The organism is Vibrio gangliei (assembly GCF_026001925.1).
GTDB lineage: Bacteria > Pseudomonadota > Gammaproteobacteria > Enterobacterales > Vibrionaceae > Vibrio > Vibrio gangliei.
This window is the reverse complement of the sequence record NZ_AP021869.1, coordinates 2,530,384-2,547,066: the sequence shown is the minus strand read 5'-3', so window position 1 is coordinate 2,547,066 and position 16,683 is coordinate 2,530,384. Positions and strand designations below refer to the sequence as shown.

The window sequence follows — 16,683 nt, the reverse complement described above, 5'->3', positions numbered from 1 at the left end:
ATTCGAAAGACTTAACTTGCTCTTTAACAATTTGGAAAGCTGACTGATAAAACATTTTATGTTTTATCAAATAAAAGTTCTCAATGTTTATCTTAAAGATAAACACACAACACACATTCAAGTGTCTTGTATTCTGGTTTTTATCTACTTTTTCATAAAAGTAGGCAAAAACATCTATTGAGTCCGGCAACGATGACTAAGACTAACCCTCTTAATCATCAAAAACTAAAACCTTATTTAGTTGAACATACATAAGACCCTTTTGGGTTGTATGGTTAAGTGAATAAGCGTACACGGTGGATGCCTAGGCAGTCAGAGGCGATGAAGGACGTAGTAACTTGCGATAAGCGTAGATTAGGCAGTAACAGCCACTTGAGTCTACGATTTCCGAATGGGGAAACCCACATGCATAAGCATGTATCTTAACATGAATACATAGTGTTAAGAGGCGAACTCGGGGAACTGAAACATCTAAGTACCCGAAGGAAGAGAAATCAACCGAGATTCCGAAAGTAGCGGCGAGCGAAATTGGATTAGCCCTTAAGCTTTATATGCGTCAGGTGAAGGCTCTGGAAAGTGCCGCGATACAGGGTGATAGCCCCGTAACCGACAACGTATACTAAGTGAAATCGAGTAAGGCGGGACACGTGATATCCTGTCTGAACATGGGGGGACCATCCTCCAAGGCTAAATACTCCTGACTGACCGATAGTGAACCAGTACCGTGAGGGAAAGGCGAAAAGAACCCCTGTGAGGGGAGTGAAATAGAACCTGAAACCGTGTACGTACAAGCAGTAGGAGCACCTTCGTGGTGTGACTGCGTACCTTTTGTATAATGGGTCAGCGACTTATATTTAGTAGCAAGGTTAACCGTATAGGGGAGCCGTAGGGAAACCGAGTCTTAACTGGGCGTCGAGTTGCTAGGTATAGACCCGAAACCAGGTGATCTAGCCATGGGCAGGTTGAAGGTTGAGTAACATCAACTGGAGGACCGAACCGACTAATGTTGAAAAATTAGCGGATGACTTGTGGCTAGGGGTGAAAGGCCAATCAAACCTGGAGATAGCTGGTTCTCCCCGAAAGCTATTTAGGTAGCGCCTCGGACGAATACTACTGGGGGTAGAGCACTGTTAAGGCTAGGGGGTCATCCCGACTTACCAACCCTTTGCAAACTCCGAATACCAGTAAGTACTATCCGGGAGACACACGGCGGGTGCTAACGTCCGTCGTGGAGAGGGAAACAACCCAGACCGCCAGCTAAGGTCCCAAAGTATAGCTAAGTGGGAAACGATGTGGGAAGGCTCAGACAGCCAGGATGTTGGCTTAGAAGCAGCCATCATTTAAAGAAAGCGTAATAGCTCACTGGTCGAGTCGGCCTGCGCGGAAGATGTAACGGGGCTAAGCTATACACCGAAGCTGCGGCAGCATACTTTAGTATGCTGGGTAGGGGAGCGTTCTGTAAGCCGTTGAAGGTGAACTGAGAAGTTTGCTGGAGGTATCAGAAGTGCGAATGCTGACATGAGTAACGATAAAGGGAGTGAAAAACTCCCTCGCCGGAAGACCAAGGGTTCCTGTCCAACGTTAATCGGGGCAGGGTAAGTCGACCCCTAAGGCGAGGCCGAAAGGCGTAGTCGATGGGAAACGGGTTAATATTCCCGTACTTCTTACAAATGCGATGGGGGGACGGAGAAGGCTAGGTGGGCCTGGCGATGGTTGTCCAGGTTCAAGTGCGTAGGCTGATTTCTTAGGTAAATCCGGGAAATCTTAAGGCCGAGACACGACGTCGAGCGCCCAAGGGCGTGAAGTCATTGATGCCATGCTTCCAGGAAAAGCCTCTAAGCTTCAGTTTGTAAGGAATCGTACCCCAAACCGACACAGGTGGTCGGGTAGAGAATACCAAGGCGCTTGAGAGAACTCGGGTGAAGGAACTAGGCAAAATGGTACCGTAACTTCGGGAGAAGGTACGCTCCTAGCGGTGATGAGACTTGCTCTCTAAGCTGCCGGGAGTCGCAGATACCAGGTGGCTGCAACTGTTTATTAAAAACACAGCACTGTGCAAAATCGTAAGATGACGTATACGGTGTGACGCCTGCCCGGTGCCGGAAGGTTAATTGATGGGGTTATCTTCGGAGAAGCTCTTGATCGAAGCCCCGGTAAACGGCGGCCGTAACTATAACGGTCCTAAGGTAGCGAAATTCCTTGTCGGGTAAGTTCCGACCTGCACGAATGGCGTAATGATGGCCACGCTGTCTCCACCCGAGACTCAGTGAAATTGAAATCGCTGTGAAGATGCAGTGTACCCGCGGCTAGACGGAAAGACCCCGTGAACCTTTACTACAGCTTGGCACTGAACATTGACCCTACATGTGTAGGATAGGTGGGAGACTTTGAAGCAATCACGCCAGTGGTTGTGGAGTCGTCCTTGAAATACCACCCTTGTAGTGTTGATGTTCTAACTTAGCCCCGTTATCCGGGGTGAGGACAGTGCCTGGTGGGTAGTTTGACTGGGGCGGTCTCCTCCCAAAGAGTAACGGAGGAGCACGAAGGTGGGCTAAACACGGTTGGACATCGTGTGGTTAGTGCAATGGCATAAGCCCGCTTGACTGCGAGAATGACAATTCGAGCAGGTGCGAAAGCAGGTCATAGTGATCCGGTGGTTCTGAATGGAAGGGCCATCGCTCAACGGATAAAAGGTACTCCGGGGATAACAGGCTGATACCGCCCAAGAGTTCATATCGACGGCGGTGTTTGGCACCTCGATGTCGGCTCATCACATCCTGGGGCTGAAGTCGGTCCCAAGGGTATGGCTGTTCGCCATTTAAAGTGGTACGCGAGCTGGGTTTAGAACGTCGTGAGACAGTTCGGTCCCTATCTGCCGTGGGCGTTGGAAGATTGAAGGGGGCTGCTCCTAGTACGAGAGGACCGGAGTGGACGAACCTCTGGTGTTCGGGTTGTCATGCCAATGGCATTGCCCGGTAGCTAAGTTCGGAATCGATAAGTGCTGAAAGCATCTAAGCACGAAGCGAGCCCTGAGATGAGTCTTCCCTGGCGCTTTAAGCGTCCTAAAGGGTTGTCGGAGACTACGACGTTGATAGGTTGGGTGTGTAAGCGCTGCGAGGCGTTGAGCTAACCAATACTAATTGCCCGTGAGGCTTAACCATACAACACCTAAAGGGTTTTGATGGACTCAAAAGAATACAGATAAGCACTTGAATGAGTGATGAGACTTTAGCTAGAGATAGCAAACAGCTTTCCGAATTAAGTTAAGCGCCTAACGGCGATTAACAAAAGAATTTGCTTGGCGACCATAGCGCTTTGGACCCACCTGATTCCATGCCGAACTCAGAAGTGAAACGAAGTAGCGCCGATGGTAGTGTGGGGCTTCCCCATGTGAGAGTAGGACATCGCCAGGCTTTAATTTAAGACCTTTGGGTCGAATATTATTGGTTTACCAAACCAGTAATAACAATTTGTTGGAGGGATGGCTGAGTGGTCGAAAGCACCGGTCTTGAAAACCGGCAGTCGTTAATAGCGGCTCTAGGGTTCAAATCCCTATCCCTCCACCACCATTTAAAAGCCCGCTAAGAAATTAGCGGGCTTTTTGTTATTTGTGAAATATTTAGTTGTGCTTTTACCCTTATTACTTGAACCAATAAGGTTAACTAGATGAGAATATGAATTGTGTCATTGGTATAAATCTATTTAACCTCAGCTTGTCCTCAAATCCTTATCGGCGGTTTCAATTACTGCAAACATAATCAGTGTTATTGGATTGATTATCTAAACCCTTAAGAAACTCTAATCTGACCTACTTAAAGATGAAGTATTTTATCAACGATGGTGTTAATTCTTTTGGATAGGATGGATTTCTTATCATCTTGATGTTGAAAGCTATATTCGTATTCCGAGCAGCTATATTTTTCATAGCGACAGCTTTGAGCTTATAGGAGGTGGGCTGAGAATGATTTGTTTTGTATTGAGTAGGGAAAGGCTGGGTAGAAAATACTTGTCTAAGACCTTCCGTGATTACAATTAAATGGTGTGTATGAGAAGAGATCGGTTAGTTAAGAAAAAGCCAATGTAGGTCGTACATTGGCTTTTGGTTCGGAAAGAGATATTAAATTAGCTCTTATCAATCAATGATAATGCCTTACGAGAGACTTCTCCCGCCGCTTGTTTCATATTTTGATGTTCAAGTGCATTGGCAAGGTAAGAATAGTCGGCAATGCTTACGCGTTGATTTAGTGCGGTTTCAAATTCGCCCTGTGCTTCTGCCCATTTTTGTTCTCTTAGATAGAATTGACCAAGAACACTGTTTATCTCAGGGTTGTTGTGCTTTTTCGCCAGCCCTTCGAGTAAGACAATGACAGGATGAACATCGGGTAAATCGAGTTGTGCCAGTAGAGGTAAGATCTCTTCGGATGGTTGCTGTTTGATAGAATCACGCAAGATGATATAGGCTTCAGAGTCACCTTTATGTAAGATCAATTGTTCAACCATCATTCGAATCATGTGATCATCTTGTTTGTACTTTTTGTTCAGTTGGCTCCAATAAGACAATAACCCACTGACTCCTTTTTGTTCTGCAACTTCTTTCATTTTTCCAAGTTGGGTTTGGTAGAACAATTCTTCATACTCTTCTTGGATGATGAGTTTTGCTTTTTTGAGCTTGGGCAGCAACTCATCAAGAGCACTCCATAACTCTAAACCTAGATATGTTTTTTTCAGTAAATTGAGGACAATCGTATTATTGGGATAGCGACCTTTTAATTGCTCTAATTGGCTATGAGCGTCAGCATATTGCTTATTGCGGACTAGTTGCCGGATCTTAGTCATCTCAACGGCCAGCGAATAGCCTTCTTGTTGTTCAGCTAGAGCGAGGTACTTTTCTCGTTTACTTTCATCCCCCATGCCTTGCGCGGCTTCTGAAGCAATTAAATAACATAAAAGCGGCATATCATGGTGATTGGCCCAGCGAGTGACTTTCTTTTCAGCGCCTTTCCAGTCACCTTCTAATAGTTTGATAATGCCTTCGTTGGTATAGCGACGTGCACGCTTAAGTTTACGTACGCTGAACCAGTTCCAAGTGGCGTTGGTTGCACGTAATCCTTTCTTGATTAGGAATTCCAGCAAAAATAAGATAGCTAAGGCTGCAACGACAAATATCACCAGTGTGGTGACACTCATTTCCGTGGTCGTGTTAGCAAAGGATATGAGAACATAGCCTTGTTGCTCAGAAAATTGTGTACCGACAAATAAGCCTAGGCCGAGTACGACAAAGATAAATATTAATCGAAACATTATTTATCTCCTTCGCCAAGTGTTGTTATAGAACGACGTAAACGATCAGATATGAGATCGGTTAATGGCTTCTGACTTTGCAGTTTCACTGGGTAGTCAACGGTGATGTCTTTTTCTTGTAGTTTCGCGAGTTCTTGCTCGAAATTTTTTACTTTGGTGGATTGCTGATTAAAGTATTTCTTTGACCACTCCTGAGTGACATTGAGCGCCGTTTGGTAGATGTCGTTATTCTCCGCGTATACACCTTTGATGGCGGTTTCTAGCTTAGCTTTTACATTTTCTTTTAGATAGAAATGCTGGCTTGGTGATAGAAGTGGAGTGGCATTTCCATCTCTGGTTCTAAAGGTAATAAAATGCCCTGCAAAGTTTTTTAATGAGGTCATTAAGTTGCTTTGCCAATCATTAATATCTTCTGAGACCACTTCTTGCTGTTGGACTTCTTCTTTAGGTAATAAAGCGTTGGCGAGCGGTAATTGATCAACTTCTTGTTGAAGACTGATTAATTTTAGAATGAGGCCTTCACGGTCGATGATAGGTAATGATTTTAACTGAGTAATATCTTTCGCCATGGCTTTGCGGAGTGGTACCAAGCTCGGATCATTCAGGGCGGCAATGCGTTGATCGGCTGAGACCATTAATTGCGTGGCTGACTCTATATCATGCTCTAAAAATAACTTACGCCCTGCCATTTTAACCAGGTAATCGGCTTCAGCCAGTAACCAATCATTAGGTCGGCGGCCTTTGATATCGGTAATGGCAAGTTGCAAGCTCTTGATTGATTTCTCTTGCTGCTCGGCTTGCGTATCTAATTTGTGTTGTAGCGTAGTGGTTTCTTTTTTTACATTGTTTTGTGCCTGCTCTAATTGAGCGGAAACTTGCGCATTAAGTTGGCTGACTTGGTTTTGTAGCTGACTGATGGTCTGCTGACCTTGAGTATATTGATAGCCTTCGAATGCAATGACAGCGCCAGCCACGAGTAACGCGAGAACGATGGCTGCAGTGGCTCGCTTTTGGCCTTTTTGTTTTGCTTTGCTGTTGTTTTGATTCGAAGCGTTGACTTCCGTTGTGGTGTCATTTGTATTGTTATAATTATCAGTCATGATTTGGTCCTGTAAAAAATGTCTTACTGAGGTAATCCAATAACACAAGATTAGCGGCGCTTCCTGTATTGATTATATGTGAAAACCCAATTTGTTCAGCCTGTTGGTATATTCTCTGGCTAGGAACATAAAGGATCAGTTGGGTTACCCACAGCAAATACGACTTGGGTACTTGCGACATAAAAAATGCGAGTTGTTCACCACTGGTGATGACGAGATGGGACACACCTTGCGCTTTCCATTGCGCCCAAGTGTTTAATGGGGGTATCGGCAACGACACTCGGTGATAAATTTCATTGTATTCTACTTGAGCACCGCGCTGAGTGAGCGTTTGATGAATCAGCTCCCTGCCACCATTTCCTCGCAATATCAAAATACGCTTGTTTTTCACTAACTTCAAAGCTGGTAAGTCCAGTAAGTGTTCGCTGTCACTGATTTTAGGTGAAATGACGTTTTTTAGCTGATGTTGTTGGAGAAATTGCGCGGTTCTGTCACCGATAGCAATATAGTTTAGATGGGGTGGAAAAGTATGGTCATGCTGTTGCAATACCTCCCACGCCCAAGTGACAGCATGTTGGCTGACGGCAATCACGATATCGCATTGAGCTAAAGCCGAGATCAGTTTTTCACTATCGCGGCCTTGCTTAAATTCGATTAAAGGATGGTGCAGGCTTTGAATATGGCGTTGTTGTAACAAATGACAAAGCGCTTCGCCATCCTTTCCTGGGCGAGTGACCAGAACCGTCATTATTGGCTATGAATCTTGTTCGTCATGGTATAGTCGCTCGAGAATATCTTTGGCACCCTCATTAAGGAGTTGGTTGGCCAATTGAATCCCTAGTTGTTCCGCATCTTTTCTAGCGCCTTTGATTTCACCGCGAATAATTTGGCTACCATCAGGTTCGCCGACGAGGCCACGTAACCAAATATTGTCACCATCTACTAGTGAATAGCTACCAATCGGGACTTGGCAGCCACCTTGTAGAGTGAGGTTCATTGCTCGCTCACATAGAACGCGATCAGCCGTATCGGTATCATTTAATGGTGCGAGAAGTTCACGCAGACGGGTATCGTCTAAACGGCATTCAATACCGACAGCACCTTGACCAACGGCTGGAAGTGATTCTTCAGGTTCAATAAAGCTACGAATGCGTTCTTCTAAGTTTAATCGTTTTAACCCTGCTGCGGCTAAAACGATGGCATCAAATTCTCCAGCATCCAATTTACCCAAACGAGTACCGACATTGCCACGTAATTCTTTAATGATGAGATCAGGACGACGCTCTTTAAGCTGGCATTGACGGCGTAGGCTACAAGTTCCGACGATGGCGCCTTGAGGTAGCGCATCCACATTATCATAGGTATTGGAAACAAAGGCATCACGCGGATCGCCACGCTCGCAGATAGTGACCAGACCTAACCCTTCAGGAAAGTCGACTGGCACGTCTTTCATTGAGTGAACCGCAAGATCGGCTCGCCCTTCAAGCATTGCAACTTCTAGCTCTTTAACGAATAATCCTTTCCCGCCCACTTTCGCCAGTGGGGTATCAAGAATAATGTCACCTTTGGTCACCATGGTGACGAGTTCAACTTCAAGTCCAGGGTGTGCTTGTTGCAAAGCGTCTTTGACAAAATGGGCTTGCCACAATGCTAAAGGACTTTTGCGAGTAGCGATACGGATAGGTGTAGTTGACATAAAGTGACCTTTTATTCCTTGATATTGAGTGGTTATCCTACCATTCATTGTATGAAAAACTTACTGCTGAACAGTAAAATTGTGGAAAAATCAGAAGAATTTGATGAGCTTCATACTGGACTAAAGTGGCATATGTCATCGAATTGTATAATGTTTACCCACAGAAGAAAAAGTGTTAAATTGATCACGTTTTTAGTCTGAAACTGATTCAGGCTTCCGTGTTTATTTCTCCATGCGTTTAGGAAGTTATCTTGCGAGCATATACCACAGTATTAATAGAGAGATTAGATAAGCTCAATCAACAAAGGATTGAGCGAGCGCTGTCTATTATGGATACTCAAAGCCAGCAAGTATTTCATCTGCTTCCGGTGTTATTGCATTTCAACCATTCAAATTTACCGGGCTTTAGCGATAATGCACCGTTTGGCGTGAGTGACTTCTCATTAACTCATGATCAATTACAAGCGCTACAAGAATTCGATTTAGATCAGTCTTTTGAATTATCGACCTTAGTACAAGACGCTGAGGATTCCACTGATATCTTAGCTCTCTATACCATGGGTAGCACTTCCTCGGTCGGTCAAAGTTCATCCAGTGATTTGGATATTTGGGTGTGTGTGTCACCCGCGATGCCGCAAGAAGCCAGAACCAAGTTAGTGAATAAGTGTTTATTGATCACTGAATGGGCGAAGGACTTGGGTGTCGAAGCGAACTTCTTCTTGATGGATGAAACTCGTTTTCGCACCAACCAATCTGAAGAAATGACCGGTGATAACTGTGGCTCTTCCCAGCACTTATTGTTGCTTGATGAATTTTACCGTTCAGCTGTGCGCCTAGCTGGGCAGCGTTTGTTGTGGCAAATTGTTCCGCCAGAGATGGAGGAATGCTACGACGAGTATGTCGAAAAACTATGCCAAAGTGGCCATATCGATTGTTCTAAATGGATTGATTTTGGCCAGCTACACCATATTCCTGCTGAAGAATATTTTGGTTCTAACTTGTGGCAACTGTATAAGAGTATCGATTCTCCTTATAAATCAGTCTTAAAAGCGATTTTGCTTGAATCTTATTCTTGGGAATACCCTCATCCACAGTTATTGACTGTCGATACTAAACGTCGTTTCTTTGCCCATGAGCAGAAAGAATATGGCATGGATAGCTATTATCTGATGCTGCAAAAAGTGACGCATTACCTAGAGCGTATTGGTGATGAGCGTCGTTTGGAACTGGTGCGTCGTTGTTTCTATTTGAAAACACACGTTAAACTTTCTCGTGAGACCAACGCCAGCACGGTAGCTTGGCGTCATTCTGCTTTACAAGAATTGGTAACGAGCTGGGGTTGGAGTAAAGAGTTAATTGAGACACTGGATAACCGCCGCCATTGGAAAGTGGAACTGGTGAAGCGTGTGCATCATGAACTACTTGATGCCTTAATGCTCAGTTATCGTAATTTGATTCAATTTGCGCGTCGACATGACATTACTTCGGCGATCAGCCCGCAAGATATTAGTATTTTAGCTCGAAAACTTTATGCGGCGTTTGAAACCTTGCCAGGTAAAGTGACGCTATTAAATACACAAATTTCACCAGACTTACATGAGCCGAATTTAACCTTTATTCAGGTGCCGGAAGGGCGAACCAATAAATCTGGTTGGTATTTATACAAACAGTCATTGAACCCGTATGACATTATTGGCCGAGCACCGCTCGAACATAACCAATATTTAAGTAAGCTGGTGGCGTGGGGATTTTTTAATGGCTTGATTACGGAAGCTACTCACCTAGAAGCCGTAGTTCGCCATGCTGATCTTGATATAGATAAGCTCTATCAGATGGTGAGTGATTTACGTAATACCTTCTCTTTACGTAAGCGTCAGCCAACCATGCAAGCTTTGGCTAGCCCTTGTGAAGTGAGTCAGTTGTCGATTTTCATCAACTTGGAAAGCGACCCCACTGCACAACTAAAACCGCAGCAACTCAAAACGGTTTCTAATACCAATGTGGATGTGTTTAGTTTTTCTGAGCAACAACAATGTTTGGTATCGAGTGTTGATTTGGTCTATCGCAACTCTTGGCATGAAGTCCGTACTCTGCATTTTTCTGGTGAAACTGCGATTATTGATGCGTTAAAAACGATTCTGGGTAAGATGCACCAAGATGCGCTTCCTCCTGAATCGGTTGACGTGTTCTGTTATAGCGAACACATGCGCGGCATGATGCGTAATATGGTGTATCAATTGCTAGCAGAGTGTATCGAATTACGTTTAAAACCGGTTGAAAATGAAAAGCGTCGCCGATTTAAAGTGCTGAAAGTGGCGAATCAGATGTATGGCTTGTTCTTTGAGCGTCGCGGTGTGTCAGTGATGAAGCTGGAAAATTCGATCGATTTTTATAGCAGCATTTCAACCAATAAACTGCAAGGTGCGCCCTTACTTAAAGTGGGTAAGAATCAAGAGTTACCGCCACCTGATGTAGTCGATGCCTATGCTAGTGAAGGTCTGATTCAATTCTTCTTTGAAGGTGATGATGACGGTTTCAATATTTACGTGTTAGATGAAAATAACCACGTCGAAGTGTATCGTCAGTTTGATGGTAGTCGTGATGATATGATCCGTACAGTGAACCGTTTTTACACCAATAACACTCAAGATTCAGGTTCTGATTCTCAATGTAACTTTAACTTACCGCAGTACTATCAGATTATTCATCCTGATGGTGGAGAGAGTTATGTGGTGCCTTATCGCAGTAATACCATGCATGTTACCACTCAAGCGGAAATGAATGTGAAATAGTTGGTGGCTTTAAAGATTGGTCGCAAATAAGAAGGGCTTCTCATCGAGAGAAGCCCTTTGTTTATTAATTTAGCTCTTCGTATTTAAGTGGATGCTTATTCCACTCGCTCAAATACTGTGGCGATGCCCTGACCTAAACCGATACACATAGTAGCAAGGCCAAACTGCACATCGTTTGCTTCCATGAGGTTAATCAGTGTGGTTGAGATGCGCGAGCCTGAACAACCCAGTGGGTGGCCAAGTGCAATCGCACCACCATTTAAGTTGACTTTTTCATCCATCACTTCAAGTAAGCCTAGGTCTTTCGCACAAGGTAATGCTTGCGCTGCGAACGCTTCATTGAGCTCAACCATTCCCATGTCTTCAATGGATAGGCCGGCACGTTTCAGGGCTTTTTGAGTCGCCGGTACCGGGCCGTAACCCATGGTGGATGGATCGCAACCAGCCACTGCCATCGCACGAATGCGCGCACGAATTGGTAGCCCGAGCTCTTTGGCTTTCTTCTCGCTCATGACAAGCATGGCTGAAGCTCCATCAGATAGAGCCGATGATGTACCTGCGGTTACCGTACCGTTTGCTGGGTCAAATACCGGGCGTAACTGAGACAAACTTTCTGCTGTCGTTTCTGGGCGAATCACTTCGTCAAAATCAAACAGTTGCAGTGTGCCGTCTGGAGCATGACCTTCCGTTGGCAGGATTTCATTTTTAAAGCGACCTTCTACCGTTGCAGCGTGAGCACGTTGATGAGAACGAGCACCGAACGCATCTTGCGCTTCACGGCTGATCCCGTGCACTTTTCCGAGCATTTCTGCGGTTAAACCCATCATTCCAGCGGCTTTCGCGACATTTTTGGCAAGACCTGGGTGGAAATCAACACCGTGATTCATTGGTACATGGCCCATGTGCTCGACACCACCGATTAGGCAGATTTCGGCATCGCCGACCATGATGGCACGTGATGCATCATGCAGAGCTTGCATCGATGAACCACATAAACGGTTAACCGTCACCGCCCCCACATTTTTAGGGATACCGGCAAGCAGTGACGCATTACGTGCAATGTTGAAGCCTTGTTCTAGTGTTTGTTGCACACAACCCCAGTACACATCTTCGATTTGAGTCGGATCGACTTTCGGGTTACGTTTTAAAATGCCTTTCATTAAGTGTGCTGATAGATCTTCTGCACGGACGTGGCGGAATGCACCAGCTTTAGAGCGCCCCATTGGGGTACGAATACAATCGACAATTACTACATTATTCATTTTGATGTTCCTTATCCCGCGTCGTTAAATGTCTACTTTCTGGCTTGAGTAAAATGTCTCGCCTTTTTCTGCCATATCAAGTAGCAGTTGTGGTACGCGATACATTGGACCTAAGTCAGAGTATTGAGACGCCGTTTGGATGTAGCTTTGTAGGCCAATACTGTCTAAGTAACGGAATACGCCTCCTCGGAATGGAGGGAAACCTAATCCATAAACCAGAGCCATGTCCGCTTCTTGAGGTGTCGCGATAATGCCTTCTTCAAGACACAATGCCACTTCATTAATCATAGGGATCATGGTGCGGTTAATGATGTCTTCATCAGAGAAGGTTTTGCTTTCAGTGGTGACCTCTTTAAACAGCTCTAATACGCTAGAATCGAATGTTTTAGCTGGTTTACCTTTCTTATCTAATGCATAAGTGTAGAAACCGCTGCCATTTTTCTGGCCGTATTTATTCGCTTCAAATAAAGCATCAATGGTATCTCGACCTTGTTTCCCCATGCGCTCAGGGAAACCTTCAGCCATGACTTCTTGTGCGTGGTGCGCGGTATCAATACCCACTACATCAAGCAAGTAAGCAGGGCCCATTGGCCAACCGAATTTACGCTCCATCACTTTATCAATTTGAGTGAAATCACCACCATCACGCATCAATAGGCTAAAGCCACCAAAGTATGGGAATAATACGCGGTTGACGAAGAACCCTGGGCAGTCATTAACCACGATAGGGGATTTACCCATTTGCGCCGCATAGGCAACGACTTTGTTAATGGTATCTTCAGAAGTGTGTTCACCACGGATGATTTCGACTAATGGCATACGATGCACAGGGTTAAAGAAGTGCATACCACAGAAGTTTTCTGGGTGTTTTACTGATTTTGCCAATTGATTGATTGGGATCGTCGATGTGTTTGATGCGATGATGGCGCCTTCTTTGGTTTGTTGTTCGACTTCGGCCAATACTGCGGCTTTGACTTTTGGATTTTCAACGACCGCTTCCACCACGATATCCGCTTGCTCGATGCCGGCGTAGTGTAGGCTAGGGGTAATAGAGCCTAAGACTTTTGCTAATTTAAAGCCGTCGATCTTGCCGCGTTCTAGCTGTTTGTTAAGCAGCTTAGAGGCTTCAGACATACCCAAATCAAGAGACGCTTGCGCAATATCTTTCATCAATACCGGTACGCCTTTCGACGCGGATTGATAAGCGATACCACCGCCCATGATACCTGCACCTAATACGGCTGCGCGCTCTGTTTTCGGCGCGGCTTTACCGGCTTTTTTGGCGAGAGATTTGATGTATTGATCGTTTAAGAACAAGCCGATCAGTGATTGAGCGACTTCCCCTTGAGCGACTTCGGCAAAGTATTTCCCTTCCACTTCAAGCGCGCCATCACGATCCAGTGTGGCCGCTTCTTCAATAGCTTTCACAGAAGCGATAGGGGCTGGGTAGTGAGGACCTGCTTTTGCTGAAATCATGCCTTTTGCCATGGTAAAGCTCATGAGTGCTTCAATCTTGCTTAATGGCAGAGGGGATTTTTTCTCTTGGCGACGAGCTTGCCAATCTATTTGGCCCGCTTGTGCTTGCTTTAATGTCGCGATGGCGGACTCGTGTAGCTTTTCGGTTTCAACCAGAGCGTCGAGTAAACCGAGCTTGATCGCTTCATCTGCTTTTTGCGATTTCGCGGTGGCAATCATTTCCATTGCGTTATCGGCACCAATGACGCGAGGTAAGCGTACTGTGCCACCGAAGCCAGGAATAATCCCGAGTTTGGTTTCTGGCAATCCAATTAATGCGGTTTGGTCGCCAATACGTAAATCGGTCGATAAGATCAACTCACAGCCACCACCGAGTGCGAAGCCTTTAATTACGGAAAGTGTCGGGAATGGTAGATCTTCAAGTTTACAGAAAATATCGTTGGCGAATTTACCCCAACGTTGTAATTCTTCTTTTGGCTTAGCAAAAAGGCCTAAAAACTCTTTGATATCGGCGCCAACGATAAAAGTATCTTTATCCGAAGCGAGAATTAATCCGGTAATACCTGGCTGTGCTTTGATGGCATCAAGTGCTTCATCCAGGGCTTTGAGTACGGCAGATCCGAGTGTATTGACAGAGGCATCAGCACTGAAAGTCAGTTGAGCAATACCATCCTGCAATTCCTTCACGTGTAGGGACGTATGTTGGTAAATCATTGTCTATCTCCATGACGAACAAACGTTATTGTTGTAGAGAAACTTATTATCTTTCTTCTCTGGTTTGACCAGGTTGTTATAGTTTTGATCGTCTCAATGTTAACTTCAATAACAATTCAAACAATTGTTTGAAATATGTGCGCGAGGTCATTTTGTGCATTAATTGCTCGTCATCACGTGATAGACTGTCGCACTTTATTTTGAGGGCGTGTTATGAATGACCAACCGTACTTAATTCCAACGGCTAGCGTCACGTTTGAAGAAGAAATTAAAAAGAGTGTGTTTATTACAAAGATTGCTCATACGCCAAGTGTAGAGACGGCTAAAGAGTTTATCGAACAAGTGAAAGCCGAGCATGCGAGCGCACGACATAATTGTTGGGCATTTGTGGCTGGACGCCCTGAAAATTCATTATTGTGGGGCTTTAGTGATGATGGAGAACCCTCGGGTACAGCAGGCAAGCCGATATTGGCACAATTGTCTGGCTCAGGCGTGGGGGAAATGACAGCAGTCGTCACTCGCTATTCTGGTGGGATTAAACTGGGCACTGGCGGTTTAGTGAAAGCTTACGGTGGTGGTGTTCAGCAAGCTCTTAAGCAACTTCAAACTATTGAAAAAAAGATCACGACACAATTGCGGCTAAGGTTAGACTATTCCTTATTGCCATTAGTACAAGCTATGATGTCGCAATTCGAGGCGATTCAATTAGATGCTTTATTTGAAAGTGATGTGATGCTGGTGGTTGAAATCGATAAACGCGATGCGGCGATTTTTTCACAAGCATTGATTAATAAAAGTGGCGCGAAAGTGCTGATTAATGAGGTAGAAAATTGACCTCAATAATAGAAAAAGGAATTTGGGAGCGCTTCGCTTCTTAGCATTATGCAGTTTCGTTCAATTATTCGAATTATTGGCTTATTACTGGCTCTGTTTAGCGTATCAATGTTAGTGCCTGCGCTGGTGGCATTGATTTATCGTGATGGGGCTGGTGTGCCTTTTGTGACAACCTTCTTTATTTTATTGCTTTGTGGCGGCCTATGTTGGTTTCCCAATCGCTATAAAAAGTCAGAATTAAAAGCCCGTGATGGCTTCTTGATTGTGGTGCTTTTCTGGACGGTAATCGGAAGCGCCGGCGCCTTACCGTTTTGGTTGTCACCCACCCCTGATGTGTCTGTAACGGATGCTTTCTTTGAATCTTTTTCTGCATTAACGACTACAGGTGCGACGACGATTGTTGGTTTGGATCACTTGCCCAAAGCGATTTTATTTTACCGACAGTTACTGCAGTGGTTCGGCGGTATGGGGATCATTGTTCTCGCGGTCGCGATATTACCGATACTCGGCATTGGTGGGATGCAGTTATATCGAGCTGAAATACCAGGCCCGGTTAAAGATAATAAAATGACGCCGCGTATTGCCGAGACGGCGAAAGTACTTTGGTATATTTATCTTAGCTTGACCATTGCTTGTGCTTTGGCATTTTGGTTCGCTGGCATGAGTGTATTTGATGCCATTTGTCATAGCTTCTCAACCATTGCGATTGGCGGGTTTTCAACTCATGACGCCAGTATGGGGTACTTTAATAGCCCTGTGATCAACATGATTACAGTGGTGTTTTTATTGATTTCAGCGTGTAATTTCTCATTGCACTTTGCTGCATTTGCTTCGGGTGGAGTGCATCCTAAGTATTATTGGCGAGATCCAGAGTTTAGAGCTTTTATTACCTTTCAAGTTATTTTGTTTTTATTGTGTTTTATCATTTTGCTGGCACACAATACCAATTTAACTACATTTGAAGCATTCGATCAGGTCCTTTTCCAAACGGTTTCGATATCCACCACGGCGGGCTTTACCACAACAGGTTTTTCTCAGTGGCCACTATTCTTACCCGTATTATTATTGTTTTCTTCTTTTATTGGTGGTTGTGCCGGTTCTACCGGTGGTGGTTTAAAAGTGATTCGAGTGTTGTTATTAACCTTGCAAGGTGGCCGTGAACTCAAGCGTTTGGTTCATCCTAAAGCCGTTTTCCCGATTAAGATTGGGGGCAAAGCACTGCCACAGAGAGTGGTGGATGCAGTATGGGGATTTTTCTCTGCCTATGCTTTGGTTTTCGTACTATGTATGTTGGGTTTGATCGCATCGGGTATGGATGAATTAAGTGCCTTTTCAGCGGTAGCTGCCACACTCAATAACCTCGGTCCTGGGCTGGGAGATGTGTCGGTGCATTTTGCTAATGTTAATGATACTGCTAAGTGGGTGCTTATTGTTTCGATGTTATTTGGTCGACTTGAAGTATTTACTCTTCTTATTTTATTTACTCCAACGTTTTGGAAAAGTTAGGT

The 16,683-nt window shown here is 44.8% G+C and carries 9 protein-coding genes, 1 tRNA gene and 2 rRNA genes; 6 read left to right on the top strand and 6 right to left on the bottom strand.

What is annotated here, in order from left to right; genetic code table 11:
• Nucleotides 1-273: 273 nt before the first annotated feature.
• The 3 genes from Vgang_RS11755 (at nucleotide 274) to Vgang_RS11745 (ending at nucleotide 3,566) form a co-directional block, all read left to right on the top strand.
• Nucleotides 274-3,161: ribosomal RNA gene (locus Vgang_RS11755) — 23S ribosomal RNA — on the top strand.
• Nucleotides 3,162-3,297: 136 nt separating this feature from the next.
• Nucleotides 3,298-3,413: ribosomal RNA gene (gene rrf / locus Vgang_RS11750) — 5S ribosomal RNA — on the top strand.
• Nucleotides 3,414-3,475: 62 nt separating this feature from the next.
• Nucleotides 3,476-3,566 (top strand) — tRNA-Ser (locus Vgang_RS11745).
• A gap of 556 nt (nucleotides 3,567-4,122) precedes the next feature.
• Here the strand turns inward: Vgang_RS11745 and Vgang_RS11740 are convergent.
• Genes Vgang_RS11740 through hemC form a run of 4 tightly spaced genes read right to left on the bottom strand, consistent with a single transcriptional unit; the run spans nucleotide 4,123 to nucleotide 8,097 of the window.
• A complete protein-coding gene (locus Vgang_RS11740; protein WP_105903711.1) occupies nucleotides 4,123-5,301 on the bottom strand; it encodes a heme biosynthesis HemY N-terminal domain-containing protein in 1,179 nt (392 codons plus the stop codon).
• Nucleotides 5,301-6,401, bottom strand: a complete 1,101-nt coding sequence (locus Vgang_RS11735) for a uroporphyrinogen-III C-methyltransferase (RefSeq protein ID WP_105903712.1) — start codon at nucleotides 6,399-6,401, stop codon at nucleotides 5,301-5,303. Before Vgang_RS11735 ends, Vgang_RS11740 begins: the two co-directional genes overlap by 1 nt.
• On the bottom strand, nucleotides 6,394-7,149 hold the full coding sequence (locus Vgang_RS11730) for a uroporphyrinogen-III synthase (protein WP_105903713.1): 756 nt from the start codon (nucleotides 7,147-7,149) through the stop codon (nucleotides 6,394-6,396). Before Vgang_RS11730 ends, Vgang_RS11735 begins: the two co-directional genes overlap by 8 nt.
• 6 nt (nucleotides 7,150-7,155) lie before the next feature.
• Nucleotides 7,156-8,097: a hydroxymethylbilane synthase gene (hemC, locus tag Vgang_RS11725; protein ID WP_105903714.1), complete on the bottom strand. Its 942-nt coding sequence runs from the start codon at nucleotides 8,095-8,097 to the stop codon at nucleotides 7,156-7,158.
• Nucleotides 8,098-8,348: 251 nt separating this feature from the next.
• Between hemC and Vgang_RS11720 the strand changes: the two genes are divergently transcribed.
• Nucleotides 8,349-10,889, top strand: a complete 2,541-nt coding sequence (locus Vgang_RS11720; protein ID WP_105903715.1) for a class I adenylate cyclase — start codon at nucleotides 8,349-8,351, stop codon at nucleotides 10,887-10,889.
• A gap of 95 nt (nucleotides 10,890-10,984) precedes the next feature.
• Here Vgang_RS11720 and fadA read toward each other — a convergent pair whose 3' ends face one another.
• Together fadA and fadB are read right to left on the bottom strand one after the other, a co-directional pair.
• Complete coding sequence (fadA, locus tag Vgang_RS11715) at nucleotides 10,985-12,151, bottom strand: acetyl-CoA C-acyltransferase FadA (protein WP_105903716.1); 1,167 nt, start codon at nucleotides 12,149-12,151, stop codon at nucleotides 10,985-10,987.
• A gap of 24 nt (nucleotides 12,152-12,175) precedes the next feature.
• On the bottom strand, nucleotides 12,176-14,341 hold the full coding sequence (gene fadB, locus Vgang_RS11710) for a fatty acid oxidation complex subunit alpha FadB (protein WP_105903717.1): 2,166 nt from the start codon (nucleotides 14,339-14,341) through the stop codon (nucleotides 12,176-12,178).
• A 213-nt stretch (nucleotides 14,342-14,554) separates the two neighbouring features.
• Here fadB and Vgang_RS11705 point away from each other — a divergent pair, with 213 nt between their 5' ends.
• Both Vgang_RS11705 and Vgang_RS11700 read left to right on the top strand, forming a co-directional pair.
• On the top strand, nucleotides 14,555-15,175 hold the full coding sequence (locus Vgang_RS11705) for a YigZ family protein (RefSeq protein ID WP_105903718.1): 621 nt from the start codon (nucleotides 14,555-14,557) through the stop codon (nucleotides 15,173-15,175).
• 48 nt (nucleotides 15,176-15,223) lie between these two features.
• The gene (locus tag Vgang_RS11700; protein ID WP_105903719.1) at nucleotides 15,224-16,681 is read left to right on the top strand and encodes a TrkH family potassium uptake protein; all 1,458 of its coding nucleotides are present in this window, start codon (nucleotides 15,224-15,226) and stop codon (nucleotides 16,679-16,681) included.
• The last annotated feature ends 2 nt before the right edge of the window (nucleotides 16,682-16,683 follow it).

What these genes read in the sequence shown, in the direction of transcription:
- Vgang_RS11740 (WP_105903711.1), bottom strand. Translation starts at nt 5,301, where the DNA reads ATGTTTCGATTAATATTTATCTTTGTCGTACTCGGCCTAGGCTTATTT.
- Vgang_RS11735 (WP_105903712.1), bottom strand. Translation starts at nt 6,401, where the DNA reads ATGACTGATAATTATAACAATACAAATGACACCACAACGGAAGTCAAC.
- Vgang_RS11730 (WP_105903713.1), bottom strand. Translation starts at nt 7,149, where the DNA reads ATGACGGTTCTGGTCACTCGCCCAGGAAAGGATGGCGAAGCGCTTTGT.
- hemC (WP_105903714.1), bottom strand. Translation starts at nt 8,097, where the DNA reads ATGTCAACTACACCTATCCGTATCGCTACTCGCAAAAGTCCTTTAGCA.
- fadA (WP_105903716.1), bottom strand. Translation starts at nt 12,151, where the DNA reads ATGAATAATGTAGTAATTGTCGATTGTATTCGTACCCCAATGGGGCGC.
- fadB (WP_105903717.1), bottom strand. Translation starts at nt 14,341, where the DNA reads ATGATTTACCAACATACGTCCCTACACGTGAAGGAATTGCAGGATGGT.
- Vgang_RS11705 (WP_105903718.1), top strand. Translation starts at nt 14,555, where the DNA reads ATGAATGACCAACCGTACTTAATTCCAACGGCTAGCGTCACGTTTGAA.
- Vgang_RS11700 (WP_105903719.1), top strand. Translation starts at nt 15,224, where the DNA reads ATGCAGTTTCGTTCAATTATTCGAATTATTGGCTTATTACTGGCTCTG.